A 23,645-nucleotide genomic window follows, 5' to 3' on the forward strand; every position below is an offset into this window, starting at 1 on the left:
GCCTGCGAAGGGGAAACCGATCTAGATCTTCCAGCGCTTGCCGGTTCGGCATCGCGAGCTGCTGCATGGCCGCGCGCCGTCATGGAAGTGGCGTTTTCAGCTGTCTTTCGAGCACTGAAGGAGAATGCGATGAAGCGTGCGATAGGGTTCGCGGCGTTTGTCTGTGTCTTGGTCGCGGCGTGTTCGGCCGTGAATCCCGGACCCGGTCCCGGTCCGGGTCCGGGACTGCAACAGGGCAGTGGCGGCGTGCTGCCGACCAAGCCTGGATCTGTCGCCAGCGCCTGCGTGCCGCCCGGGTCGCCGAATTCGAACTGGTTTCCGCACGCAAACACCCCGGCGCCGGATTCGATGGATTTCGGTTCCAACAGCACCAATTGCGACTTCCACATCTGGTCGTGGAATGCGTTCCTGTGGCTGACCCAGGATGTGGGCGGGCAGCCGCGTTTCCTGACCATGACCACCGACGGCGTCGGCGGTGTCGCCGACGGCGTGCTGGACCCGTTGATCGGCCGCGCGCAGCAGGCGCGCACCGTGGAGCTGATCGATCAGGCGGGGCCGGACGGGGTGCTGGTGGATCGCAACGGACGCGCGGTCTATTACTCGATCCACTCCAACGACGTCTTCGGCCAGTTCATCGCCAACAACGGCTTGCAGGACCCCAAGAAGCTGCGCGCATTCAATCCCGACACGGCCTTTCCCGTGAACAGCATGACCCTGAAGGCGGCGTGGAGGGTGGTGCAGCCGGGCGAGGACGTGTCCACGTTCTATACCCGCCAGGCGCAGATCGCGAAGCTGGGCATGCGCAAGGGCAAGATCGTCGCTACCGGCGACACCGAGACCCAGACCGTGGCGCTGGTCGGCTTCCACATCGGCGGCACGGTCAACGGCCATCCGGAAATGATCTGGGCCACCTTCGAACACCAGGCCAATGCGCCGGACCTGCCGCAGCCGATGGAGAAGATGCAGCCGAACGACATCGTCTCCGGCAAGGACTGGACGTTCTATCAGGCCAATACCCCGCTGAAGCAGTGCAACCTCAACGCGGCCGGTTCCGGTGCGCTGACCTTGAACGCGCAGACGCAGACCCTGAGCCCGGTCACCCAGGTGTGCCGCATGGTGCCGTACGGCGGGGAGAAGCCGTGCCCACCCGGGGCGACGGACTGCAACATCCCCAACATCATGTCGATGAACACCTCGGTGCAGAGCCAGTTGAACGATGTGTGGAAGAACTACTTCGAGGTCGGCGCGATCTGGTTCAACCAGCTGGACGCGCTGCAGCCCAACTGCACCTTCCAGCCCGGCTCGTCCCTGGAGTGCGTGCCGCCGGATAAAACATCGCCGCTGCTCACCGGCTCGATGCGCCTGTCCAATTCCACCATCGAGACCTTCACCCAGGTGCAGAGCACGCAGGACAACTGCTTCGCCTGCCACAACACCACCCAGGTGATTTCGCCCGATCCGCGCGCGCAGTCGTTGCCGGGGCTGAATGTCAACCTCAGTCATGTGGTGATCAACGACTACTTCCAGGCGCAGTTGCCGCAGAAGGCGCCACCGGCGCCGCGGCCGGCCGCGCAGCGCTGATGCGCGCCATTCCATTCGGATCAGGAGCAAATCATCATGTCCAGCAACGTGTTTCGAGTGCATCCGGCGATCGGCATCGGCCGCGTCGGCGATAGCCAGGAGTTCTATCTGGCGCCAGTGACCGCGGCCGGCGCGCGCGGCGCCGACGGTCTGATGGGCGGGTTGCCGGTGCAGCCCGGCACCGAGTCCACGCCGATCACCGCCGACCAGTTCCGCGATGCCGACGGCAACGTCAAGCGCCAGGCCGCGCGTTTCCACATCTACGCCTATCCCAGCGGCAGTTCCGGCACCTACCCCAACGGTGGCGGCACGCGCGTGGATGTGGGCAGCACGATCGACGGCAGGACGGTCAAGGACATCGTCTGGACCGTGCATCTGGCCAACAAGAAACTCAATAACTATTCGACGGTGAGCAAGGGCAATCTGTTCATCGGCATCGAGGCGTATCCGCCTTCGTCGCAGAGCCCGCTGCAGCTGCGCAATCCGGATTATGCGGGCACCAGCGATCCCCACGATCCGACCCGCCTGCGCCAGTTGGTCATCGATCCCGGCCCGCGCGCGATCAGCGCCGCCAGTGGGACCGGTAAGCTCGTCGACTTCGACAAGTCCACAGCGGCCAGCTACGCCGATGCGTCCGGCAGCATCCAGACGGTGGATTATCCGAAGAGCTTTCCTGACGATTTCCATCAGCTGCACCAACCGCTCGGTCCGATCGACTCGCTGGGCGAGCTGCACGTGGAGCAGGGCGGCGGGCTGATCGTCGCCGGCGGTTTCGCCAGGACGGTGGCGGTGGTGCAGAACGGACAATGGCCGCCGTTGAACGACGCGACCGAAAACGGCCTGTGGTTCGACGACGCCGCCGACGGCCCGGTCAACGCGGTGCTGCTGTTCGACGACGGCTCCAGCGCGAGCGTGCAAGGCGCTTGGTACGTCACTGGCGATCCCGGCTATGCGCCGCAGACTCGCAACGTGGTCTCGACCTGGGACGACGTCTACGACGTATGGGTGCGCCAGCTGGCGCTGGTGCCGTCGCTGTACGCGGGTGGCGGCTTCGTCGCCAGCTACCTCCCGTCCTTCAGCGACGACATCCAGCCGATCTTCCATGCGGCGATGCTGCAGCGCTGGAACACCAACCTGCCGTCCGGCGCGATCCGCGGCCACGACATGATCGGCGCGATCACCCCCAGCGACGATCCCACCGTCAAGATCCCCAACCTGAAGACGCTGATTCGCGACCCGGACTCGGCAGCCGACATCAAGACCGGCTCGCCGATGATGCCGCTGTCGCTCGGCGATGCGGCCAAGAGTTTTTTGACCGTCAGCCCGACCCAGTACTTCCTGCTCGGCCAGTGGCACAACAAGACCTACGCGCAAGGCGCCGGGCCGGCGCTGGGGCCGGGCGAGACGCTGGATCGCATTACCTTGGAGAACTGCCTGGGCGGCCGCTACAGCCCGGGCATCGAGGTGTCGTTCCCGATCCGCGACGTCAACCTCTATGTGCAGGACTGGCAGGCACAGGATTGCGGGCCGTTCCGGGTGCGCCAGGCACCGCTGGACTACAGCAAGGCGACGCCTGGCGCGCCGTTCCTGAGCTTCGGCTACGTGCCGCTGCAGACCCAGCCGGTGGAGCCGGGCGACATCTCAAAGTTCATGTCGGTGCCCTGGCACACCGACTACAACTCATGCGCCACCCATCTGCCCGATCCCAATCCGGGCGTGAACAACACCTTGTTCTGGTCATGGCCGGCCGAACGGCCGTTTGCGGTGTATCCGGTCTCGCTGTGCACCTTCGATCCGCGGGACCTGACCTGGAGCGTGGGCCAGCAGGTGTATTCGGTCCGCGGTACCGGCACCGACAGCGATTACCCAGCGCAAGTGGGGCGCTTCCAGCAGTACCAGGATTTCGTCGACAACTGGGCCAAGGTCGGCTTCGTGATCAGCGGCGCGCATATTCCGGCCGCCGACGGCAAGCCCGCCTATCCCGCGAATATCTTCCTGGAAGTGCAGAGCCTGTTCGACATCGGCAGCGACTACGTGGCGCCGTGGCCGATGGCGGACATTCCCAAGTACACGCCGCCCAAGCCCTGATCGCAGGCATGGCAGCACGCACGTTGGCGAGCGGCTGCGCGGCGAGCGACCGCCACGCCGTGGCGATCGTCGGCGGCGGCGCCGCCGGCTGCGCCACCGCACTCGCGCTGGCCGCGCACGGGATTGAGGATGCGGTGGTCATCGATCTCGGCCGCGCGCCCGGCTGGCGGCTGGGCGAGGCGATGCCGCCGACCAGCGCGGCGGTGCTGCAGCGCCTGGGCGTGTGGGACGCGTTCCGGGCGCAGGCGCCCTTGCCCTCGGCCGGCAGCTGCGCGAGCTGGGGCAAGCCCGAGCTGGGCTACAACGATTTCATCGTCGCCGGGCAGGGCAAGGGCTGGCATGTGGACCGCAGCGCCTTCGACGCGATGCTGGCCGCTGCGGTGCCCGCGCGTGGCGGCACGTCGCTGCGCGGCCTGCGCTTGTGCGGCATCGGCCGCTGTGAGGACGGCGGCTACCTGCTGGAACTGCGCGGCGAGGACGGACGCCGTCGCCAGTTGGCGGCCGGATTCCTGGTCGATGCCAGCGGCATCGCCGCGGCCGCGGTGCGGCGCCTGGGCGTGGCCCGCAACGAAGTCGATTGCCTGGGGTTCGTCGCGGCCATGGTCGCGCTGCAGCGCCCCGAGGCGATCCCGTCGCAGGCCTTGCTGGAGGCCTGCCACGACGGCTGGTGGTATGCGGCCAAGCTGCCGGGCAAGCGCATGGTGGTGGCGCTGGCGGTGGAGCCTGCGCGGCAACGCCATTACCGCGATGCCGCGGTGTGGCTGGCCGCGGCCAAGGACACACAGCACGTTGCGCGCTGGCTGCAGCAGGGCGAGGCGACCTTGCCGGACAACGGCGGCTTGCTGGCGGCCTTGGCGCCTGCGGCGATCCTGAGCCGCGTGGTCGGTGAGCGCTGGCTGGCGGTGGGCGACGCGGCCAGCGCCTACGACCCGCTCGCCGCGCAGGGCATCGTCAAGGCCTTGCAGGACGGCGAGGCCGCCGGACAGGCGCTGGCGCAACATCTGCACGGCGCGGGGCCGGCGGCGCTGGCGAGCTACCAGGATCGCGTATTCGCGCGCTTCACCGAGCACCTGCGCGTGCGCCGCTCGCTGTATGCGCGCGAACGGCGCTGGCCGCAGTCGCCGTTCTGGCAGGCGCGCCTGTCGCGGTGATGGTGCGCGTTTTCCTCGATTGCCTGGCCGAAGCGCAGCCCGTGCCCGGCGCGACCGCGCAGCGGCGAATCGCTCAGTCCTCTTCGGCTGCGTCCAGCGGCTGCGCACGATCCGGACACGGCGTCGGCACGCCCAGCCGCTGCGCCAGGCGCCGCGCATCGAACGGCGCATGCACCTTCATGTCGTTGTCGAAGTAGCAATACACGTCGCGACGCGTACGCCGCGCGGCGGCCGGGCCTGCGCGTTGCGCCGCGGCCGGCTCGCCGCCGCGGTGCCAGGCGTCGATCCGTTCGGCCCAGGTGTCCAGCGCCTTGTCGCTGTAGCCGCTGGCATACAACTGCGCGTCGCCGTGCAGGCGCAGGTACAGGAAATCGGCGGTCACGTCCTCCAGGTATGGCCACTTGCCGGCGGTGTCGGCCTGCACCAGGGCGACGCGGTGCTTGCGCAGCAGCGCGATCGCCGCGGGCGTGGCGAAGCTGGGGTGGCGCACCTCCAGCGCATGGCGCAGGCGCCGGTTGCGGTCGATATGCAGCAGGCTGCGCTCGCGCATGCGTGCGGTGTCGCGCTTGCCGGCCAGGGCCAGCGCGGCCTCGCTGGTGCGCGGCAGCAGCGACAGGAAATCGTCCAGCAGCGCGTGGTCGAAGGCCAGCGACGGCGGCAGCTGCCACAGCAGCGGTCCCAGCTTTGGCCCCAGCCCGAGCAGGCCTGAGGCGAAGAAGTTGGCCAGCGGCTGCTCGCAATCGCGCAGCCGTTTCAGGTGGGTGACGAAACGCGGACCCTTGACCGCGAACACGAAGCCGCGCGGCGTCGCGTCGTGCCAGGCGGCGTAGCTCTTCGGTGTCTGCAGCGAGTAGAACGAGCCGTTGAGTTCGACCGAGCGGAAGCAGCGCGAGGCGTATTCGAGTTCGCGCCGCTGCACCAGGTCGGGCGGATAGAACACGCCGCGCCACCGCGGGTAGCGCCAGCCGGAGATGCCGATACGCAGGCTCATGCGCCGACCATGCCGGTGGCGGCGTGCAAGCGCCGTGCATGCCATGGCAAGGCCGCGTCGACCGTGGCCGGCGCGGCGCAAGACGCTCAGCCGGCGGCGTTCATTGCCCAGCCGGCGTAGCCGCGATCACTGCGACGCCGGCGCGCTCGCGCACGGACAGCAACGGCACGGCCACCGCCTGCTGGCCGGGCGCGGCGTACAGCCACAGCGCGCAGCAGGCGGCGTAGGAGGTCAGGTAGCTGCTGCGGAAGGCGACGATGCTGGCGCTGTAGCAGTCCGATCCGTGCCGCAGGCGCAGGTCGGCGACGTAGTCGAAGGTGTAGTGGCCGGCATCGCGCCACGGCCATTGCGCGCGTTCCTCGGGATCTTCGATCCCGGACGGCACCGGGCAGCGCGCGTTCGGGTCCGGGCTGCGTTGCCGGCCCTGCGCATCGAAGCCGAGGCGCTGCAATTCCCGCTCCGCGACCGCGCGCAGCTGCGGGTGCTGCGCCAGCCAGCGCGCCGCGTCCTGGTCCTCGGGCGTGGTCTGCGCCGGATCTGGCGACGGCGCCAGCGTATGCCGGTAGCGGTAGCGCACCTGCAGCACGCGCGGGCTGTTGCGCTCGCCGGGCAGCGGCGACAGCGGGCGTGACAGGGTCAGCGTGTCCTGGAAATAGTCGCCGTCGCGATAGGCCGCATAGCTGCGGCCGTCGATGCGCAGCCAGTACAGGGCCTGGTCGCTGCCGCGGCCGTTGATGCTGAACGCGGCCGTCGCCGGTTCCGCGTCGGCTGCGGGGTGGGGCGGGGCGAGGAAACCGTGCGCGGCGTCGCGGCGCAGCACCGCGATCTCGGTGAACAGGCCGGTGCCGCCGACATAGGCCGTGTCCAACAGGTCGCGTTGCCCGTCTTCGTCCAGGTCGAGCAGGGTGTAGTGGTGGTTGCCGCTTTCGGAGACGTCGTCCTGCACCGTGCTCGCGGCACCCAGGTACGTGCGCAACGCCTGCCATTCGGCGGCGGTGACACCGGCCGGTTGCATGGGCGGCGGCGCCGCGGCGCCGTCCGCACCCACCGTGGCGATGTCGAAGCTCAGGCCGGTGCTGTCCGCGTGGCGCTGCAGCACCGTGTCGATCGGGGTGGGATCGGTGGTCGGTTCGGCCTCGATCTCGCGGCGCAGTTGTTCCAGCACCTGCGGCAGCGTCGTCGTCGCGGTATCGGCCGCACGCGCCTGCGCCGCGCTGAAGGCGGCCAGCGCAAGCAGCGTTGCCGCCGCCCACGATGTCGGCCGTGCCCGTCGTGTCCACTGCGATGCGGCGTCTGCGACGCACGCATGCGCATGCGCCGCAGAACGGTTCACGCGCTGCGCATCCATGCCGGATCCAGCCGCGCGATGCGCGCGAAGGCCGGACAGTCCTCGCGGTGCGCGCCGCGCAGATAGCCCAGGCTCATCAGGAACTCGCCGGTGATCTCGCCGCCGGTGAAGCGGAAGGTGCGCTTGAACAGCTTGATCCATTCGGCCTTGTCGCGCGGATGGTGCGCGTCCAGCCAGGCGGCGAAACCGCCATGCGAGGCGCGCAGGCCCTGGATCACCTGCGCGTTGTGGATCGCCGCGTGCACCTTGAGCCGGTTGCGGACGATGCCGGGGTCGGCGAGCAGGCGCAGCACGTCCGCCTCGCCGTAGCCGGCGACCGTGTCCACATCGAACCCGGCGTAGGCGGCACGGAAGCCGGCGCGCTTCTTCAGCATCAACTCCCAGCTCAGCCCGGCCTGGTTGATCTCCAGCACCAGCCGCTCGAACAGGTCGGATTCGGCGCGCTGCGGAACGCCGTATTCGTCGTCGTGGTAGGGGCCGTGCAGCGCGTGGCCGGGGGCGATGTCGCAATAGCTGGTCATGTCGGGCGGATTCCGTCAGTCGTCCTGGTCGTGTTCGGGGGAAACTTCGGCGCGCTGCGCATCGGGCAAGGTCAGGTCCGGCCAGCGTCGCGGCGCCAATTCCAGCTTGCCGGCGCGCAATGCGTCGAACGCCGCGCCCGGGCGATTGACGTCGCTGGGCGAGAAATGCACCCGTGCCACGTCCTGCCAGCGGTCCTGGCGGTGCGCATGGATCCGGCATTCCATGCCGAAGTTGTCGCTGTCGTTGCACAGCAGCGCCTCGCCGCTGCCGTCGCCGTCGAGGTCGCGCACCAGCAGCACGCAGCGGTCCTCGCGCTGGCGGCAGCCGCCGTCTTGCAGGGTGCCGGCGAGCAGCGCCTGCCACCATCCATCGCCGGGATCGGCGCTGCCCGTGGCGAGCGGGATGTGCTGGCGCAATTCGGCCGGCGCGGCGATGCGCTCTTGCGTGCGCTTCCCGCCGCTGCCGTCGCCGTCGTCGTCGCCCCAGCGCTGCGTGCGTTGCAGGATGCGTTGCAGCCGTTCGTGCTGCGCCGGGTCCTCGGCAAAGCCTGGCGCGTCGCGCAGCGACTGCGCCGCCTGGTAACCGCGGCGGCCGCTGTCGAAACGCAGGTAGTACAGATCCACGTCCGCGGCCGCGGTGCGGCCGTCGGCGAAGCGCTGCAACTGGCTGCCGACCACGATGCGGTACGGGTCCAGCAGCGGCGAACTGGTGGCCAGCGCCAGCGCGATCACCACCCAGGACATGACCCGGTTGACCGGCGCCAGCGGCCGCAGCCAGCGTCCGTCCGGGCGTAGCACCGCCCACGCATAGCCGAACGCGTAGCCGCAGGCCACCACCGCCACCAGCACGCCGTTGAAGCGCTCCGCGCTCCAGCCGTACTGGTCGATGCGCAGCCACAGCGCGTACAACGCCAGCAGCGCGTACAGCGACAGGCTCAGCAGGCCGGCGTCGATCAGCCGCTGCAGCCATTGCGGATAGGGCGCGGTGGCGGTGCCGTCCTGGTAGACCGCATTGACGAACACCACCAGGGCCGCCACCAGCGCGATCAGGATCTTCGCCGCGGCGCGGGTTTCCCACAGCGGCTGCAGCCCGGTGAACGGCAGGCTCAGCGCGAACAGCACCGCCACGAACGCCAGCAACGGCAGCAGCCCGGTGCAGATCGCAAACAGGATCTGCCGCATCACCTGCACCGCGCGCTGCTGGGTGCGGCCGATCAGCAGGCCCAGGCCGAACATGATGCCGGTGGCGAGGTAGGCGAACGCGCTCTGGCGGAACAGCTCGCGGAAGAACTCCAGCTTCACCAGCGCGAACAGCGCGCCCCACAGCCACAGCACCAGCCAGCAGATGCCGACGAACAGCCAGGCCAGGGCCAGGGTCAGCGCGTTCTGCCAGGCATGTTCGAACAATTCGCGGTACGGTGCCTGCCAGTGGCCATGCTGCAGCCGGCACTGCAGCCACGGCAGCAGCACGAACATGCCCAGCGCGATGGCCATGCCGAACGGCACCAGCACTTCCTCGCTGCGCAGCCCGGGCGCGCCGGTGGCGCTCCATGCGGCCCAGGCCGACAGCGCCGCCACCAGCAGCGCCACGGCGATCGCGTGCTGCCACAGGCGCAATTCGCCCAGGCGCCGCACCGACAGCAGGGTCAGCGTCGGCACGGTCAGCACCAGGGTGTACCAGCACACCCGGCCGCCCAGCGCCGCGAACGGCCACCACCCGGCATCGGCGCCACGCTGGGCCAGGTACAGCAGCGCGCCCTGCAGCAGCGCCACCAGGACGATGAAGGCGCGGGTCTGGCGCGGCAGATCGGGGGCGGTTTCCATGCGAGACAGCATCCTTGGCGGCGCGGCGGTGCGCGATCGGGGCGATTATGGCAGTCCGCTCCGGCCCGGCGCAGCGCCGGCGCGGGAGGGACGATAGAATGGGGCCATGTCCGCTTTGCCTACCCCCCTGGCCAACCAACTGCTGATCGCGCTGCCGGCGCTGTCCGATCCCAATTTCGCCCGCGGCGTGGCCCTGATCTGCCAGCACGACGCCAACGGCGCGATGGGCGTGCTGGTCAACCGCGCCTCCGAATACACGCTGGGCGAAGTACTGGCGCAGATGGGCATCGACACCATCGACGACGCCCTGCGCGAGCAGGTGGTGCTCAGCGGCGGGCCGGTGCATCCGGAACGCGGCTTCGTGATCCACGACGGCGAACGCGCCTGGGATTCGAGCCTGGCGTTCGGCGACGGCCTGTTCCTGACCACCTCGCGCGACGTGCTCGAAGCGATGGCGCGCGGCGACGGTCCGCGCAACGCGGTGGTCGCGCTGGGCTGCGCCGGCTGGGGCGCCGGCCAGCTCGAATACGAACTGGGCGAGAACAGCTGGCTGACCGCGCCGGCCGATGCCGAACTGCTGTTCGAGCTGCCGCTGGAGCGGCGCTGGCAGACCGCCGCCGGCCGCATCGGCGTGGACCTGTTCCGCCTCACCGACTACAGCGGGCATGCCTGAGCCCGGCGCACCCGCTGCGGACAGCGCCGCTGCCGGCACCATTCGCCGCGACGGCACCGTGCTCGGTTTCGACGTCGGCAATCGCCGCATCGGCGTGGCCGTGGGCAGCAGTTTCGGCAGCGGCGCGCGCGCCCTGGCCGTGGTCGATGTGCATGCGCAGGGGCCGGACTGGCCGGCGCTGGACCGCCTGTACGCCGAATGGCGCCCGCACGGCCTGGTGGTCGGCGATCCGCTGACCCTGGAAGGCGCCGACCAACCCAACCGCAAGCGCGCGCATGCCTTCGCCCGCGAACTCGGCGCCCGTTATAAGGTGCCGGTGGTGCTGGTCGACGAGCGCTCCAGTTCGGTCGAGGCGGCCAAGCGCTTCGCCGTAGACCGCGCCGCAGGCCGCAAGCGCCGCCGCGACGCCGCCGCGCTGGATGCGGTGGCCGCTGCGGTGATCATCGAGCGCTGGCTGGCCGCGCCCGACGACGCCACTCCCATTTCCTGATCCCCTGCCCGGACCCGCCATGACTGACCCGCAACTCGATTCGAACGGGCGCCTGCGCCATCTGCTGACCCTGGAAGGCCTGCCGCGCGCGACCTTGCTGCAATTGCTGGACCGCGCCGGGCAGATCCGCGACGCGGCGGTAGGCCGGGTCGGCAAGCGCAACGTGCTGGCCGGCACCGCGGTGTGCACGCTGTTCTTCGAACCGTCCACGCGCACCCGCAGCTCGTTCCAACTGGCCGCGCAGCGGCTCGGCGCAGACGTGCTGAACTTCGATGCCTCGACCTCGTCCACGCGCAAGGGCGAGACCGCGCGCGACACGCTGAAGAACCTGGAAGCGATGGGCGTGCGCGGCTTCGTCGTGCGCCATCCCGAAGACGGCGCGGTCGAGCGCCTGGCCGAGGCGGCCGGCGAGGGCACCGCGCTGATCAACGCCGGCGATGGCCGCAGCGCGCATCCCACCCAGGGTCTGCTCGACATGCTGACCCTGCGCCACGCCAAGGGCGGCGATTTCTCCAAGCTCAAGCTGGTCATCGTCGGCGACGTCAAGCACTCGCGCGTGGCGCGTTCGGACCTGCACGCACTGCGCACGCTCGGCGCCGGCGAAGTGCGCGTGTGCGGCCCGCAGGCGCTGCTGCCCGACGACGGCACCCTGGACGGCTGCGTGGTCGGCGACGACTTCGACGCCATGCTCGACGGCGTGGACGCGGTGATGATGCTGCGCCTGCAGCGCGAGCGCATGGAGGAAGGCCTGGTGTCCTCGCTGGAGGGCTACCACGCGCAGTACGGCCTCACCGCCGAACGCCTGCGCCGCGCCGCGCCGGGCGCGGTGGTGCTGCATCCGGGCCCGATCAACCGCGGCGTGGAAATCACCGACGAGGTCGCCGACGGCCCGCAGTCGTGCGTGCTGCGTCAGGTCGCCAACGGCGTGGCGGTGCGCATGGCGGTGCTGGAGACGTTGTTGGGGTGAGGCGTGGGGTGTGCGGTGGCCGTCACTCCGGCTCGGATGCCTTGCTTGCGCCGATGAGGTATCGCTCCGCTCGTCGCGGCTGAAGCCGCTCCTACAGTGAGCCCAGCCGGTTCCCTGCAGGTTCGTGTAGGAGCGGCTTCAGCCGCGACGAACGCAAGCGACGGACCACCCGCCTGCGCTGAATGTCCACACCGACGACCACGCCGACCGGCACATCCACGCCACGCCGTTTCGGCCTACCATCGGGGGCGATCCTCCCCACGGACGCCCCACATGATCCATGTCCTGCGCCGCGCCGGCTTCGCCGCGGCTTGCGCTTCCCTCGTCGCCTTCGCCCAGGCCAGCGCCGCCGCGCCGGCCGCTGCCGCGCCCGCCGGCGGCTACGATCCGCTGGCCCTGTTCGCGCCGCTGCAACTGCCGCAGCCGGCCAACGCCTATCGCAGCGGCGGCGGCGTGCCCGGGCCGCTGTACTGGCAGAACCGCGCCGACTACGACCTGCACGCCAGCATCGATCCGGCCACGCGCACGCTCAGCGGCCAGGAAACCATCACCTACAGCAACCGCAGCCCGGACACGCTGGACGTGCTGTGGCTGCAGCTGGACCAGAACATCTACCGCGCCGACGCGCGCGCTCGCGGCGTGCGCCCGGCGCGGGCGGAGCGCCCGCCGGCGCCGTCCAGCGACGGCTACCGCATCGCCAAGGTGGAAGTGGAGCAGGGCGGCAAGCGCTTGCCGGCCAACTTCCTGGTCGACGACACGCGCATGCGCGTGGACCTGCCGCAACCGCTGGCCGGCGCCGGCAAGGCGCTGAAGCTGCATATCGACTACGCCTACACGGTGCCCGGCACCTGGGGCGGGCGCACCGCGGTCACCCCGACCGGCGACGGCGACATCTACGAGATCGCGCAGTGGTATCCGCGCATGGCGGTGTACGACGACCAGCGCGGCTGGGACACGCAGCCCTACCTGGGCGCGGAGTTCTACCTGGAATACGGCGATTTCGACTACGCGGTGACGGTACCGTGGAACTACCTGGTCGCCGGCTCCGGCGAGCTGGTGAACCCGGCGCAGGTGCTGACCGCCACGCAGCGCCAGCGCCTGGCCCAGGCCGCGGCCAGCGACCGCACCGTGGCGATCCGCAGCGCCGCCGAAATCGGCGACGCGGCCAGCCGGCCCACCGCCAGCGGCACCCAGACCTGGCGCTTCCACATGGCGCATACCCGCGACGTGGCTTTCGCCGCCTCGCCGGCGTTCGTCTGGGACGCCGCGCGCATCAATCTGCCCGACGGCAAGCATGCGCTGGCGATGTCGGTGTATCCGCGCGAAGGCGTCGGCGCCGACAAGTGGGACCGCTCCACCGAGTTCGTCAAGGCGTCGATCGAGCATTTCTCGCAGTGGTACCCGTATCCGTGGCCGGCGGCGGTGAACCTCGGCGGCCACGGCGCCGGCATGGAGTATCCGGGCATCGTCTTCGACGACATGCACGACGGCGGCAAGGACCTGTTCTGGATCACCGCGCACGAACTGGGCCACGGCTGGTTCCCGATGATCGTCGGCTCCAACGAGCGCCGCTACGCGTTCATGGACGAGGGCTTCAACACCTTCATCGACGTCTACGCCTCCGATGCAATCAACCACGGCGAATTCGCGCCCAAGCGCGACAGCGAATACGCGCCCAAGGGCGGCAACCCGGTCGACGAGATCCTGCCGCTGCTGGCCGATGCGCAGGCGCCGAACCTGCTCGACCGCGCCGACGCCACCAGCGAGACCTATCGGCATTCGCTGACCTACTTCAAGGGCGCGCTGGGCCTGGTGCTGCTGCGCGAACAGATCCTCGGCCCGGCGCGCTTCGACCCGGCGTTCCGCAAGTACATCGCCACCTGGGCGTACAAGCATCCCACGCCCTCGGATTTCTTCCGGCTGATGGAAAGCGAATCCGGCGAGGACCTGGCGTGGTGGTGGCGCGGTTGGTATCTCAACAACTGGCAGCTGGACATGGGCGTGCGTGCGGCCAGCTATGTCGAACACGATCCGGCCAAGGGCCTGCTGGTGACCTTGCAGAGCCGGCAGAAGCTGGTGATGCCGGCGACGCTGCGCATCGACTTCGCCGACGGCAGCCACCTCGACCAGCGCGTGCCGGTGGAGACCTGGATCCAGCAGACCCAGCCGCAGGTCCGCGTGCCGAGCACGCAGAAGGTGCTGCACGTGACCCTGGATCCAGAGCACAAACTGCCCGACGCCGATCGCGGCGACAACGAGATCGACGCGGTGAGCTGAGTCCGCGGGCTGCGCGGCGCGTGGCGGCTGCGCGTCGCTTGCGCGATGTCGCCGGCGCGGCGATAGTGCCGCGCCGCACGCGCCCGCGTGCGTTCGCACGCAGGGAGAAGGATCTTGCCAACCCGTATCGGCGCCGCCGTCGCGATCGCTGCATGTAGTGCCGTAGCGCCGAGCAGAATGGCGCGCGTTGCGCTGGCCATGCGCATGCGCCGGATCCACGCGATGGCGCCGCCACGCGCACGCCTGTTGCGGCGATGGCACGGCGCCGCGTCGCGCCTGGCAGCGCTGCTGTGCCTGCTGGCGGCCGCGCCACTGGCCAGCGCCTGGCATCCGCAATACCCGCCCTGGGCCGGCACGCCGCCGAGCGCGGCATGCAAGGTCCAGGCGTTGGAGCCGGCCGATGGCGGCAAGATGCGCTGGGACGGGATCACGACCTATCGCCATGCCGGTCTCCGCCTGCAGCTCGACTTCACCGACATGCCGATGTTGCAACTGTTCGATGCGCAGGATCGCGCCCTGGTCGCGCCGGTCGCCTTGGGCGGCTCGCCGATGGGGTTCCACGGCGTGGAAACGGCGGATCTCAACCACGACCGGCGGCCGGATTTCATCGTCACCCTCGGCAGCGGCGGGGTCGGCCTGGCCGGCGGCAACGCCTGGCGCCGGGTGCTGCTGTCCGACGGCGAGGGCTACCGCTCGATCGACGTGGAGACCCACGAACCCGGCGCCGACGACTACCGGACACTACCGCAGCGTGCCGGCTGCGGACTGCTGCAACTGGTGCCGGTCTGGGCCGATGCGTCGTTGACCCGCGACCGCAAGCCGCACCTTTTCTGGGTCTATCGCCTGTTGCGTTTCGAGCATGGGCGCGCCGCATACGCCGACGCGCGCCTGCCCGGCTTGCCCAAGTGGATTCTCTACACCGCGCGGCCGCACAACAGCCGCGCCACCGCGCTGCTCGGCGCCACACAGAAGCGCGCGTCGTGGGCGGCGCGCGAGCACGGCAGGATCACGCCGGCACCGGCCGGCCCGTAGCATTCCCGATCGGCCGCACGGTCGTTGCGACGACGCTCGACCGGCGTCGCCTGCGCCGGTGCATGCTGCACGCGCAACATCGGCTGCATGTGTGGCAGATGCGCCAATGGCGCGCGAATGTCTCCGCCGCGAAGCGAGCGCGTTTGGCGGGCGGCGCCGGGCGTCGTGCCGATGACGCTGCATCGCGGTTCTTCGCCGTCTTCGGCACGCCTGCAACGTCGCGCGCGAGTGCGTTGCAGGCGCCTGTCTTCGCCTGTCGTTGTCTGTCTCCCTCTGTCCGTTCGTGTCTGTTCCGCATGTCTTGCGGCGCGATCGTAGGTGCGGATCTAGCTTCCCGCTTTGGCCGATTGCGCCGGCCCCTGCGCCAGGCGAAGACTGCGCCCGGCCCCCACGCCCCGTGCCATCGCCCATCGCATCCGCGAGGGCGCAGGCATCTATCGCTGCAAGATGGGAGAGTCTGATGAACATCCAGCCGCTCAAGGGCGCGCTCGCGCTTGCCCTGGTTTTCTGCGTATCGCCGGCCGTCGCCGGCCCGGTCGGCTACGGCGCCGCCACCACCGGCGGCGGCAACGCGATTCCGATCAACGTCGCCACGATGGAGGCGATGCAGGCCGCGATCAATAATTATTCCGGCAGCGGCGGCCTGGTGCTGAACTACACCGGCCAGTTCAACTTCGCCAGCATCGGCAACGTCTGCGCGCAGTGGCAGTTGCCGGCCAAGACCGTGCAGATCAAGAACAAGAGCAACATCACCATCAAGGGCGCCAACGGTTCCTCGGCGAACTTCGGCCTGTGGGTGGGGGGCAATGCGCACAACATCATCATCCGCAACATGACCATCGGCCTGCTGCCCGGCGGCGAGGACGCCGACTCGATCTCGCTGGAAGGCAATTCCAGTGGCGAGCCGTCCAATATCTGGATCGACCACAACACCGTGTTCGCCTCGCTGACCAAGTGCTCCGGCGCCGGCGACGCCTCTTTCGACGGTGGCATCGACATGAAGAAGGGCGCCCACCACGTCACCGTGTCGTACAACTACGTGCACGACTACCAGAAGGTCGCGCTCAACGGCTACAGCGACAACGACACCAAGAACGCCGCCGCGCGCACCACCTATCACCACAACCGCTTCGAGAACGTGGAATCGCGGCTGCCGCTGCAACGCCGCGGGCTGAGCCACATCTACAACAACTACTTCAACAACGTGCTCACCTCCGGCATCAACGTGCGCATGGGCGGGATCGCGCTGATCGAGGCCAACTACTTCGAGAACGCGAAGAACCCGGTGACCTCGCGCGACAGCAGCGAGATCGGCTACTGGGACCTGATCAACAACTACGTCGGCGGCGGCATCACCTGGAGCGTGCCGGACAGCACCAGCAAGCCCTACGCCAACGCCACGACCTGGATCTCGTCGACGACGTTCCCGCAGCCGATCGGCTACGTCTATACCGCGATCCCGGCGGCGCAGGTCAAGGCCAAGGTCATCGCCACCGCCGGCGCGGGCACCAACCTGGCCGAGTAGGCCATCCGACTGCCGTGCGTCCGCCCCGGCGTGGTCCGGAGCGGACGCCGGCCGTCCATCCGCGTGCGCACCGGGCATGCGACGCAAGCGGCGTGTGCACCGATCCGCACCGCATCGGCCGCTCGGCCTGAGCTAGATCCCGAAGGGCATGCGGGTCGCAACGACCCGCCACTGCGTACCGCGACCCGTCGCCGTGCGCCGGCCAGACGCATTTTTCACACGGATTTCATCGATCCGGTCGCGTCGCGGCCGCTGCGCCGGCCTGCCTACACACGCCGCTCACCTGTATGAGGGCGTTCAATAAAATATGCGCAATTGCGCATCAAGAATCCGCGGCGGTCGCCGTTACTTGGCCCAAGCACCGACGCTTGCGTTGCGCAAAACTGTCTCGAAATTGAAATATCAGGCTTGGCGCTCGCGCTGCGCCGAGGCTTTTCCGCCTTTCGATTTCGTGCCCGGTTCCGCACCTGCCAGGCCGTGGCGCCTTTCCATTCCATTCCCCCAGTAGGTACCTCCATGATCGGATTCCTCCAGCGCTACAACGTCGGTACGCGACTCTCCGCGGCCTTCGGCGTGCTCATCCTGCTTTCCTGCGCGCTCGTCGTCGCCGGGTTGATGACCCTGGCGCAGGCGCGCGAACGCATGGATAGCATCGTCAAGCGCAACATGACCTTCCTCGAATACACCAGCGCGATGCGCGAGGCCAGTTCGGTCATCGCGGTCAACCTGCGCAATATCGTCCTGCCGACCACGCAGGAAGAGAACATCCAGTTCGCCCAGCGCATCGACGAGCAGCGGCAGAAATACAGCGAGGTCCACGACAAGCTCTACGCGGTTCCGGTGACCGATGCCACCGGCGCGGAGATGCGCAGGCAGATCGATCTCGGTTACGAACGCTCGCGCGCCGCCAACCAGCAAGTGCTGGATCTGGGCATGAACGACAAGTCCGACGAGGCGCTGCAGGTGCTGATGAAGCAGGCCGCGCCGGCCACCCAGCAGTGGCAGGACGCGATCAACGCGTATTCGGAGCGCCAGCGCCAGCGCGGCGCGAAGGCTTTTGACGACGCCAATGCGGCAATGGACCATGGCCGCGCCATGCTGATCGGCGGTGGCGTCGCGGTGGTGCTGGTCAGCGTGCTGCTGGCCTGGCTGATCACTCGCAGCCTCACCGTGCCGCTGAGCCGCGCCACGCGCGCCGCCGAGGCGATCGCGCGCGGCGATCTGGACAACGACGTGCAGACCCAGGCCAGCGACGAGACCGGGCGCCTGCTGGGCGCGATGCATGGCATGCAGCAGCAACTGCGCAGCCTGATCGCCGCGCAGCTGGACATGGCCAAGCGCCACGACGCCGGCCAGATCAGTTTCCGCATGGACGCCTCGGCGTTCCCGGGCGACTACGGGCGCATGGCGGCGGAAACCAATGCCGTGGTCGGCTCGCATATCGAGGTCAAGCTGAAGCTGGCGCAGATCATGGGCCGCTACGCGATCGGCGACCTCAGCCAGGACATGGACCGTCTGCCCGGCGAAAAGGCGGTGCTGACCCAGACCATGGACGAGGTGAAGGCCAACCTGTCGGCGATGAACGGCCAGATCAAGCAGCTGGCGCAGTCCGCCGCCGACGGCGACTTCAGCGCCCGCGGCGATGCGGACAGTTTCCAGTTCGACTTCCGGGTCATGGTCGAGAGTCTCAACCAGTTGATGACTACTGCCGACGGCAACCTGCAGTCCCTGTCGGCCTTGCTGCAATCCATCGCCGCCGGCGACCTGACCGCGCGCATGCACGGCGAGTTCCGCGGCGTGTTCGCACAGATGCGTGACGACGCCAACGCCACTGCCGAGCAGCTGTCGGAGATCGTCAGCCGGATCAAGCATTCGGCGGTGTCGATCAATGCCGCGGCCAGCGAGATCGCGACCGGCAACGACGACCTGTCGCGCCGCACCGAACAGCAAGCGGCCAGCCTGGAGGAAACCGCCGCCTCGATGGAGGAATTGACCTCCACCGTGAAGCAGAACGCCGATCACGCGCGCCAGGCCAACCAACTCGCGGCCGGTGCCGCGACGGTGGCGTCGGAAGGCGGTGAGGTGGTCGGCCAGGTGGTCAGCACGATGAGCGGGATCGAGGCGTCCTCGAAGAAGATCGCCGACATCATCAGCGTCATCGACGGCATCGCCTTCCAGACCAACATCCTGGCGCTCAACGCGGCGGTGGAAGCGGCGCGGGCCGGCGAACAGGGCCGCGGCTTCGCCGTGGTCGCCTCGGAAGTGCGCACCCTGGCGCAGCGTTCGGCCAGCGCGGCCAAGGAGATCAAGGAACTGATCGACGACTCGGTAAGCCGTGTCGCCGAAGGCTCGGCGCTGGTCGGCCAGGCCGGCAAGACCATGCACGAGATCGTGTCCTCGGTGCAGCGCGTCACCGACATCATGAGCGAGATCTCCGCTGCCTCGCAGGAGCAGTACGCCGGCATCGAGCAGGTCAACCAGACCGTGACCCAGATGGACGAGAGCACGCAGCAGAATGCGGCCCTGGTGGAAGAGGCCAGCGCCGCGGCGCGGTCGATGGAACAGCAGGCGACCGAACTGGCACAGGCAGTGGCCCTGTTCAAACTGGAAGAGAACGCCGCGCCGGTGCGCCAGCCGGTCCTGGCGATGGCGCCGAAGCCGAAGAGCTACGCCCGTCCGGCGCCGGCGCCGACCGCTGCGCGTCGCCTGCAATCGGCCGCCGCCATGGCCACCGACAAGGATTGGCAGGAGTTCTGATCCCGAGCAGCGCCGCAACCGCTTCAGATGGCTGCATCGCGAGGGCGTCCTGAGCAGCGAGGAACTGGAGCAGCGTCTGCAGCAGGTGGATGCCCGCGATCCGGCACTGCTGGTGGTGCAACAGGTCTTGTCGGGCAACCAGCTGCCCTGAGCCGGCGGCGCTCGCCGATGCGGACGTCCATACCGCACGCCGCTGCATGGAGGTGCAGTAGCGTCCGCCATCCCCGTAGCGCCGGTGCGCCTGTTTCGTCCAGTCGGGCACACGGTTACCGAGCGCGCGCACGGCTCGTTCGCATGTGGACGCTTGCGCGCGCAACGAAAACGCCGCGGCCGTCGCCGGCCGCGGCGCTATGGTGCAGGTGAGGCCGATTACTGCGGCGCGCTCGGTGCCTTGGTGCGCGGGAGCACGTACGAGGTGATGTACTCGCCGTTGGAGCCGTAGACCACGACGATCATCTGGGTGGCGTCCTGGTAAACCACGGTGGCGCTGCACGGGCAGCTCGCGGCGGCGGTGACCATGCCGAGCGGGCGGTCTTTCTCGTCGTTGACGACGATCAGCTGCTCTTCGGCGGCCAAGCCGATCGGCAGGCGCGATTGGGCGCCCGGGGTGAGCGCGAGCACGGTGATCACTTCGTCCTTCGACGAGTTGACCTGGGCGAAGGTCAGCCCGGACTTCTCGAACGTGTAGACCTTGAACAGCGGCGACAGGCTGACGTTTTTCTTGCCGGCCGGGACGCGTTCGCCCAGGCCTTGGATCGTGTCGTTGGCTTCCAGCTTCTGCCCGGTGGCATGGGTCTGCGCCGCGGTGAATGCGACGGCCAGAACGGCCAGGGTCAACAGGGGTTTGATCATGGTGTCTCTCCTTGTCTTGATGCAGCGGACCGTTGCGCTCGGGCCGGGCGGCAGCCGTGGTCCTTTCCGGCCGAACCGCTCGGTGCAGGCCATCTCCTGGCCTGCCATCACACGTGCGGACGGAGCCGTACATGGCGACCGGCGTAGCGCCTTTGGGCGGCGCTACGTCGGTCGCCGGGCCACGCTTCCGACTCGACGCTTTGTTCAGTATTTCTGACGTTAGTATCGCTGTCAATATCTAAAATCAACGACATGCGACGCGCTTGGCGAAATATCGATGTTTCGTATCTCCGAACCTCGTGTGTCGTCTCTCTGTCGCGCAGGAGTTTTGTATTCCAGAACTTCGCGGTGTCGCCTACGGGCCGTGCATGCCGCGCCCCGTTTGCGCGTGCGCAGGCTGGTCGAGAAGGGACCTGGGAGGCGAAGGGCAGGGCGGCGGGCACGCGTCCGGTGGCCAGCGACGCTGCGGCCGCTGGACGCGCCAGCGCGTCGCGGTGGCGCGGGGGCGGCCGCCGCTCGTCAGTGAGGACGCTGCGCCGCACGCTCGGTGCCGCTGAGCGGAGACCTTGCTGATCTCTCGTCGGCTGCGGGTCTGAAGACCCGGCGCGATCCGCTCAGGATCGGTTGACGCGCGGCGGCGAGCACGGCGCTATCGCGACGCGGTATCGTGTCGGGATTCCTGCCAATCGACGAACCCGATGCCGCATCCGTCCATGCCTCCCGGTCCCGCCGCCCCGTCCGCCGCGCCTGCGTTGCGCCATGCGCTGAAGCCGCGGCAACTGATCATGATGGGGCTGGGCAGCGCGATCGGCGCCGGCCTGTTCCTGGGGTCGGGCGTGGGCGTGCACGCGGCCGGGCCGGCGGTGCTGATTTCCTACCTGGTCGCCGGCGCGCTGGTGATCATCGTGATGAACGCGCTGGGCGAGATGGCCGCGGCCAAGCCGGCCAGCGGCGCGTTCTCGGTGTATGCCGCCGATGCGATGGGCGCCACCGCCGGCGCGACGGTGGGCTGGTTGTGGTGGCTGCAGCTGGTGATCGTGATCGCCGCCGAGGCGGTGGGCGCGGCCGGCCTGTTGGCGACGGTGTGGCCGGCGTTGCCGGTGCCGCTGGTCGCGGTGGTGTTCATGGCTGCCTTCACCGCGATCAACCTGCTCGGCGTGCGCAATTTCGGCGAGTTCGAATTCTGGTTCGCGATCCTCAAGGTGGTGGCGATCGTCGGCTTCATCCTGGTCGGCGTAGCGCTGCTGGCCGGCTGGTTGCCGAACGTGCCTGCGCCGGGCTGGTCCAACGTCACCGGCAACGGCGGTTTCGCGCCCAAGGGGCTGGCCGGCATCGGCGCGGCGCTGCTGGTGGTGGTGTTCGCCTTCGGCGGCACCGAGATCGTGGCGGTGGCCGCGGCCGAAACCGCCGACCCGGAGCGCAGCATCGCGCGCGCGATCCGCACCGTGGCCTGGCGCATCCTGGTGTTCTACATCGGCTCGCTGAGCGTGATCATCGCGGTGGTGCCGTGGCAGAGCGAGGCGCTGAGTTCGCCGTTTGCGGCGGTGCTGCAGGCGGCCAAGATTCCCGGCGCGGCCACCGGCATCACCCTGATCGCGGTGATCGCGCTGCTGTCGGCGCTCAACGCCAATCTGTACGGCGCCTCGCGGATGATCTTTTCGCTGGCGCAGCGCGGCGAAGCGCCGCGCGCGCTGGCCTTCACCAACGGCCAGCAGGTGCCGCTGCTGGCGGTGCTGTCCAGCGTGCTGTTCGGCTTCGTCGCCGCGGTGCTGGAATTGCTGTATCCGAATCGGGTGCTGCCGACGCTGCTGAACATCGTTGGCGCGACCTGCCTGCTGGTGTGGACGATCTCGCTGCTGTCGCAGCTGATCCTGCGCGCGCGCGCCGATCGCGCCGGCACGCGCCTGCCGTTCCGCATGCGCGGCTATCCGGTGCTGACCGTTCTGGCGCTGGCGATCCTGGCGCTGATCTTCGGCCTGCTGGTGGCCTCGCCCGACACCCGCGCGCAATTCCTGTCGATGGCCGCGCTGACCGCCGCGATCGCGCTGATCAGCGGCGTGGCGCGACGCCTGCGCGCGCAGCGGGCAGGGTAGGGCACCGCGCTTCCTGTAGGAGCGGCTTCAGCCGCGACCGGAAGGTGGGCAATGCGATTAGGCCCGCACTGCACGGAGTTTTTTCGGGAACGCAAAGCCCTCTACTCACGTTCGTCGCGGCTGAAGCCGCTCCTACACGAAAGCGGTAGCGGCTCAGCCCAGCAACAAGCGCGCGCCCAGCGCGCACAGCAGCGCCGGCGGCATCACCAGCGCGCCGACTTTCAGGAAGCGCCAGAAGCCCACGTCCTCGCCTTCGCGGCGGATCGCGGTCAGCCACAGGATGGTGGCCAGCGAGCCGGTGATCGACAGGTTCGGGCCCAGGTCCACGCCGATCAGCAGCGCGTCGACCACCAACTGCGGCGGATGCGCCTGGGCGATGGTGGTGCTGGCGATCAATCCGGCCGGCAGGTTGTTCATTAGATTGGAGGCGAACGCCAGCAGCGTGCCGGCCGCGCCGGCGGTGGTCACCGGCGACTGCGCGGCGGCGGCGGACAGCGTCTGCGCGAGCCAGGCGATGACCCCGGTGCGCGACAACGCCTCGACCAGCACGAACAGGCCGGCCACCAGCGGCAGCACCGCCCACGACACCGCCTTGGCCAGCGGCAGCGGCGACTGCCGTCCGCCCAGGCACACCGCCGCTAGCGTGGCCACGCCGGCCAGGCAGGTGGGCAGGCCCAGCTCCAGGCCCAGCGCGGAGACACCAACCAGCAGCGCCGCGGTGGCGAGGATGCCGGCCAGCGCGAAGGCGCCGCCGCGGCTCAGCGGCACCGTGTCCACGCGTTCGGCGCAGCGCCCGCGCAGGTCCTTGCGCTCGGCCCAGTACAGCATGCCGAAGGTGACCCCGATCGCCAGCAGCGACGGCAGCGCGAAGGCGGCCATCCATGCGCCCAGGGTCGGCATGGTGCCGCCGTACAGCACCAGGTTGGCGGGATTGGAGATCGGCAGCACGAAGCTGGCGGCGTTGGCGATCAGCGCGCAGGCGAACAGCAGCGGCAGCGGCTTGGCTCCGGCCTTGCGCGCGGCCGCGTACACCGCCGGGGTCAGCACCACCGCGGTGGCGTCGTTGGACAGGAACGCGGTGACCACGATGCCGACCCCGAACACCAGCGCGAACAGGCGCCGCGGCGAGCCCTTGGCCAGGTTCACCGCATGCATCGCCACCCAGTCGAACAGGCCTTCGGCACGCGCGGTTTCCGACAGCAGCATCATCCCGATCAGGAACAGGTAGACGTCGTAGCCTTTCAGCACCGCGTGCCAGGCATCGACGCCGGGCATCAGGCCCAGGACCATCAACAGCGCCGCGCCGCCCACCGCCCACAGCGCTTCGGGCAGCTTGAACGGCCGCGTGATCACCCCGGCCGTGGCCAGCGCGCAGATGCTCCAGGTGGCGAGGTTCGCCGTGTGTCCGCTTAGCATGATCATGCCGCCGTCGCGGCGGGTGCGGCCGGGCAGGGCGCATGCGCGCGGCCGTCGGC

17 protein-coding genes are annotated in these 23,645 nt (G+C 69.2%); 11 read left to right on the forward strand and 6 right to left on the reverse strand.

Going from position 1 to position 23,645, the window contains the following annotated elements:
• Positions 1 to 348 precede the first annotated feature (348 nt).
• From HEP74_RS06465 to HEP74_RS06475, 3 genes are read left to right on the forward strand one after another with little or no spacing between them, the layout of a single operon-like run.
• On the forward strand, positions 349 to 1,581 hold the full coding sequence (locus tag HEP74_RS06465) for a hypothetical protein (RefSeq protein ID WP_255427906.1): 1,233 nt from the start codon (positions 349 to 351) through the stop codon (positions 1,579 to 1,581).
• A gap of 36 nt (positions 1,582 to 1,617) precedes the next feature.
• On the forward strand, positions 1,618 to 3,669 hold the full coding sequence (locus HEP74_RS06470) for a LodA/GoxA family CTQ-dependent oxidase (protein ID WP_185815709.1): 2,052 nt from the start codon (positions 1,618 to 1,620) through the stop codon (positions 3,667 to 3,669).
• A gap of 8 nt (positions 3,670 to 3,677) precedes the next feature.
• Positions 3,678 to 4,820, forward strand: a complete 1,143-nt coding sequence (locus HEP74_RS06475; RefSeq protein WP_255427907.1) for an FAD-dependent monooxygenase — start codon at positions 3,678 to 3,680, stop codon at positions 4,818 to 4,820.
• A 73-nt stretch (positions 4,821 to 4,893) separates the two neighbouring features.
• On the opposite strand, the gene HEP74_RS06480 is transcribed toward HEP74_RS06475, so the two are convergent.
• The 4 genes from HEP74_RS06480 to HEP74_RS06495 form a co-directional block, all read right to left on the reverse strand.
• Complete coding sequence (locus tag HEP74_RS06480) at positions 4,894 to 5,811, reverse strand: DUF72 domain-containing protein (protein ID WP_185815710.1); 918 nt, start codon at positions 5,809 to 5,811, stop codon at positions 4,894 to 4,896.
• A gap of 100 nt (positions 5,812 to 5,911) precedes the next feature.
• The gene (locus tag HEP74_RS06485; protein WP_185815711.1) at positions 5,912 to 7,159 is read right to left on the reverse strand and encodes a hypothetical protein; all 1,248 of its coding nucleotides are present in this window, start codon (positions 7,157 to 7,159) and stop codon (positions 5,912 to 5,914) included.
• Positions 7,141 to 7,680, reverse strand: coding sequence for a DNA-3-methyladenine glycosylase I (locus HEP74_RS06490; RefSeq protein ID WP_185815712.1), 540 nt, complete (start codon positions 7,678 to 7,680; stop codon positions 7,141 to 7,143). The genes HEP74_RS06485 and HEP74_RS06490 overlap by 19 nt, the downstream gene beginning before the upstream one ends.
• Before the next feature lie 15 nt (positions 7,681 to 7,695).
• Positions 7,696 to 9,504 carry a DUF4153 domain-containing protein gene (locus HEP74_RS06495; RefSeq protein WP_185815713.1) on the reverse strand — a complete coding sequence of 603 codons (1,809 nt, stop codon included), beginning with the start codon at positions 9,502 to 9,504 and terminating at the stop codon, positions 7,696 to 7,698.
• A 106-nt stretch (positions 9,505 to 9,610) separates the two neighbouring features.
• Here HEP74_RS06495 and HEP74_RS06500 point away from each other — a divergent pair, with 106 nt between their 5' ends.
• From HEP74_RS06500 to HEP74_RS06530, 7 genes are all read left to right on the forward strand, one after another.
• Entirely contained in the window at positions 9,611 to 10,177 is a 567-nt protein-coding gene (locus HEP74_RS06500; RefSeq protein WP_145701939.1) for a YqgE/AlgH family protein, read from the forward strand.
• Positions 10,170 to 10,667, forward strand: a complete 498-nt coding sequence (ruvX, locus tag HEP74_RS06505; protein ID WP_185815714.1) for a Holliday junction resolvase RuvX — start codon at positions 10,170 to 10,172, stop codon at positions 10,665 to 10,667. The genes HEP74_RS06500 and ruvX overlap by 8 nt, the downstream gene beginning before the upstream one ends.
• A gap of 19 nt (positions 10,668 to 10,686) precedes the next feature.
• On the forward strand, positions 10,687 to 11,634 hold the full coding sequence (locus tag HEP74_RS06510; protein ID WP_185815715.1) for an aspartate carbamoyltransferase catalytic subunit: 948 nt from the start codon (positions 10,687 to 10,689) through the stop codon (positions 11,632 to 11,634).
• Positions 11,635 to 11,907: 273 nt separating this feature from the next.
• Complete coding sequence (locus HEP74_RS06515; protein WP_185815716.1) at positions 11,908 to 13,911, forward strand: M1 family metallopeptidase; 2,004 nt, start codon at positions 11,908 to 11,910, stop codon at positions 13,909 to 13,911.
• 114 nt (positions 13,912 to 14,025) lie between these two features.
• Positions 14,026 to 14,943 (forward strand): hypothetical protein, encoded by a 918-nt coding sequence (locus HEP74_RS06520; RefSeq protein WP_185815717.1) that lies wholly within the window; start codon positions 14,026 to 14,028, stop codon positions 14,941 to 14,943.
• A gap of 460 nt (positions 14,944 to 15,403) precedes the next feature.
• Complete coding sequence (locus HEP74_RS06525) at positions 15,404 to 16,468, forward strand: pectate lyase family protein (RefSeq protein ID WP_185815718.1); 1,065 nt, start codon at positions 15,404 to 15,406, stop codon at positions 16,466 to 16,468.
• A gap of 516 nt (positions 16,469 to 16,984) precedes the next feature.
• Positions 16,985 to 19,225: a methyl-accepting chemotaxis protein gene (locus tag HEP74_RS06530; protein WP_185815719.1), complete on the forward strand. Its 2,241-nt coding sequence runs from the start codon at positions 16,985 to 16,987 to the stop codon at positions 19,223 to 19,225.
• Between the two features lie 369 nt (positions 19,226 to 19,594).
• On the opposite strand, the gene HEP74_RS06535 is transcribed toward HEP74_RS06530, so the two are convergent.
• Entirely contained in the window at positions 19,595 to 20,077 is a 483-nt protein-coding gene (locus HEP74_RS06535) for a hypothetical protein (RefSeq protein ID WP_185815720.1), read from the reverse strand.
• Between the two features lie 698 nt (positions 20,078 to 20,775).
• Here HEP74_RS06535 and HEP74_RS06540 point away from each other — a divergent pair.
• Positions 20,776 to 22,170, forward strand: coding sequence for an amino acid permease (locus HEP74_RS06540; protein ID WP_185815721.1), 1,395 nt, complete (start codon positions 20,776 to 20,778; stop codon positions 22,168 to 22,170).
• A gap of 153 nt (positions 22,171 to 22,323) precedes the next feature.
• Here HEP74_RS06540 and HEP74_RS06545 read toward each other — a convergent pair whose 3' ends face one another.
• Entirely contained in the window at positions 22,324 to 23,592 is a 1,269-nt protein-coding gene (locus tag HEP74_RS06545; RefSeq protein WP_185815722.1) for an arsenic transporter, read from the reverse strand.
• Positions 23,593 to 23,645: the final 53 nt, after the last annotated feature.

Source organism: Xanthomonas sp. SS, assembly GCF_014236835.1.
In the GTDB taxonomy this organism is placed as follows: domain Bacteria; phylum Pseudomonadota; class Gammaproteobacteria; order Xanthomonadales; family Xanthomonadaceae; genus Xanthomonas_A.

Excerpts from the sequence above, each read along its gene's own strand:
- HEP74_RS06535 (WP_185815720.1), bottom strand. The coding sequence starts at position 20,077 with ATGATCAAACCCCTGTTGACCCTGGCCGTTCTGGCCGTCGCATTCACC.
- HEP74_RS06540 (WP_185815721.1), top strand. The coding sequence starts at position 20,776 with ATGCCGCATCCGTCCATGCCTCCCGGTCCCGCCGCCCCGTCCGCCGCG.
- HEP74_RS06485 (WP_185815711.1), bottom strand. The coding sequence starts at position 7,159 with ATGGATGCGCAGCGCGTGAACCGTTCTGCGGCGCATGCGCATGCGTGC.
- HEP74_RS06490 (WP_185815712.1), bottom strand. The coding sequence starts at position 7,680 with ATGACCAGCTATTGCGACATCGCCCCCGGCCACGCGCTGCACGGCCCC.
- HEP74_RS06495 (WP_185815713.1), bottom strand. The coding sequence starts at position 9,504 with ATGGAAACCGCCCCCGATCTGCCGCGCCAGACCCGCGCCTTCATCGTC.
- ruvX (WP_185815714.1), top strand. The coding sequence starts at position 10,170 with ATGCCTGAGCCCGGCGCACCCGCTGCGGACAGCGCCGCTGCCGGCACC.
- HEP74_RS06545 (WP_185815722.1), bottom strand. The coding sequence starts at position 23,592 with ATGATCATGCTAAGCGGACACACGGCGAACCTCGCCACCTGGAGCATC.
- HEP74_RS06465 (WP_255427906.1), top strand. The coding sequence starts at position 349 with ATGGATTTCGGTTCCAACAGCACCAATTGCGACTTCCACATCTGGTCG.
- HEP74_RS06475 (WP_255427907.1), top strand. The coding sequence starts at position 3,678 with ATGGCAGCACGCACGTTGGCGAGCGGCTGCGCGGCGAGCGACCGCCAC.
- HEP74_RS06530 (WP_185815719.1), top strand. The coding sequence starts at position 16,985 with ATGATCGGATTCCTCCAGCGCTACAACGTCGGTACGCGACTCTCCGCG.
- HEP74_RS06525 (WP_185815718.1), top strand. The coding sequence starts at position 15,404 with ATGAACATCCAGCCGCTCAAGGGCGCGCTCGCGCTTGCCCTGGTTTTC.
- HEP74_RS06510 (WP_185815715.1), top strand. The coding sequence starts at position 10,687 with ATGACTGACCCGCAACTCGATTCGAACGGGCGCCTGCGCCATCTGCTG.
- HEP74_RS06500 (WP_145701939.1), top strand. The coding sequence starts at position 9,611 with ATGTCCGCTTTGCCTACCCCCCTGGCCAACCAACTGCTGATCGCGCTG.
- HEP74_RS06470 (WP_185815709.1), top strand. The coding sequence starts at position 1,618 with ATGTCCAGCAACGTGTTTCGAGTGCATCCGGCGATCGGCATCGGCCGC.
- HEP74_RS06480 (WP_185815710.1), bottom strand. The coding sequence starts at position 5,811 with ATGAGCCTGCGTATCGGCATCTCCGGCTGGCGCTACCCGCGGTGGCGC.
- HEP74_RS06515 (WP_185815716.1), top strand. The coding sequence starts at position 11,908 with ATGATCCATGTCCTGCGCCGCGCCGGCTTCGCCGCGGCTTGCGCTTCC.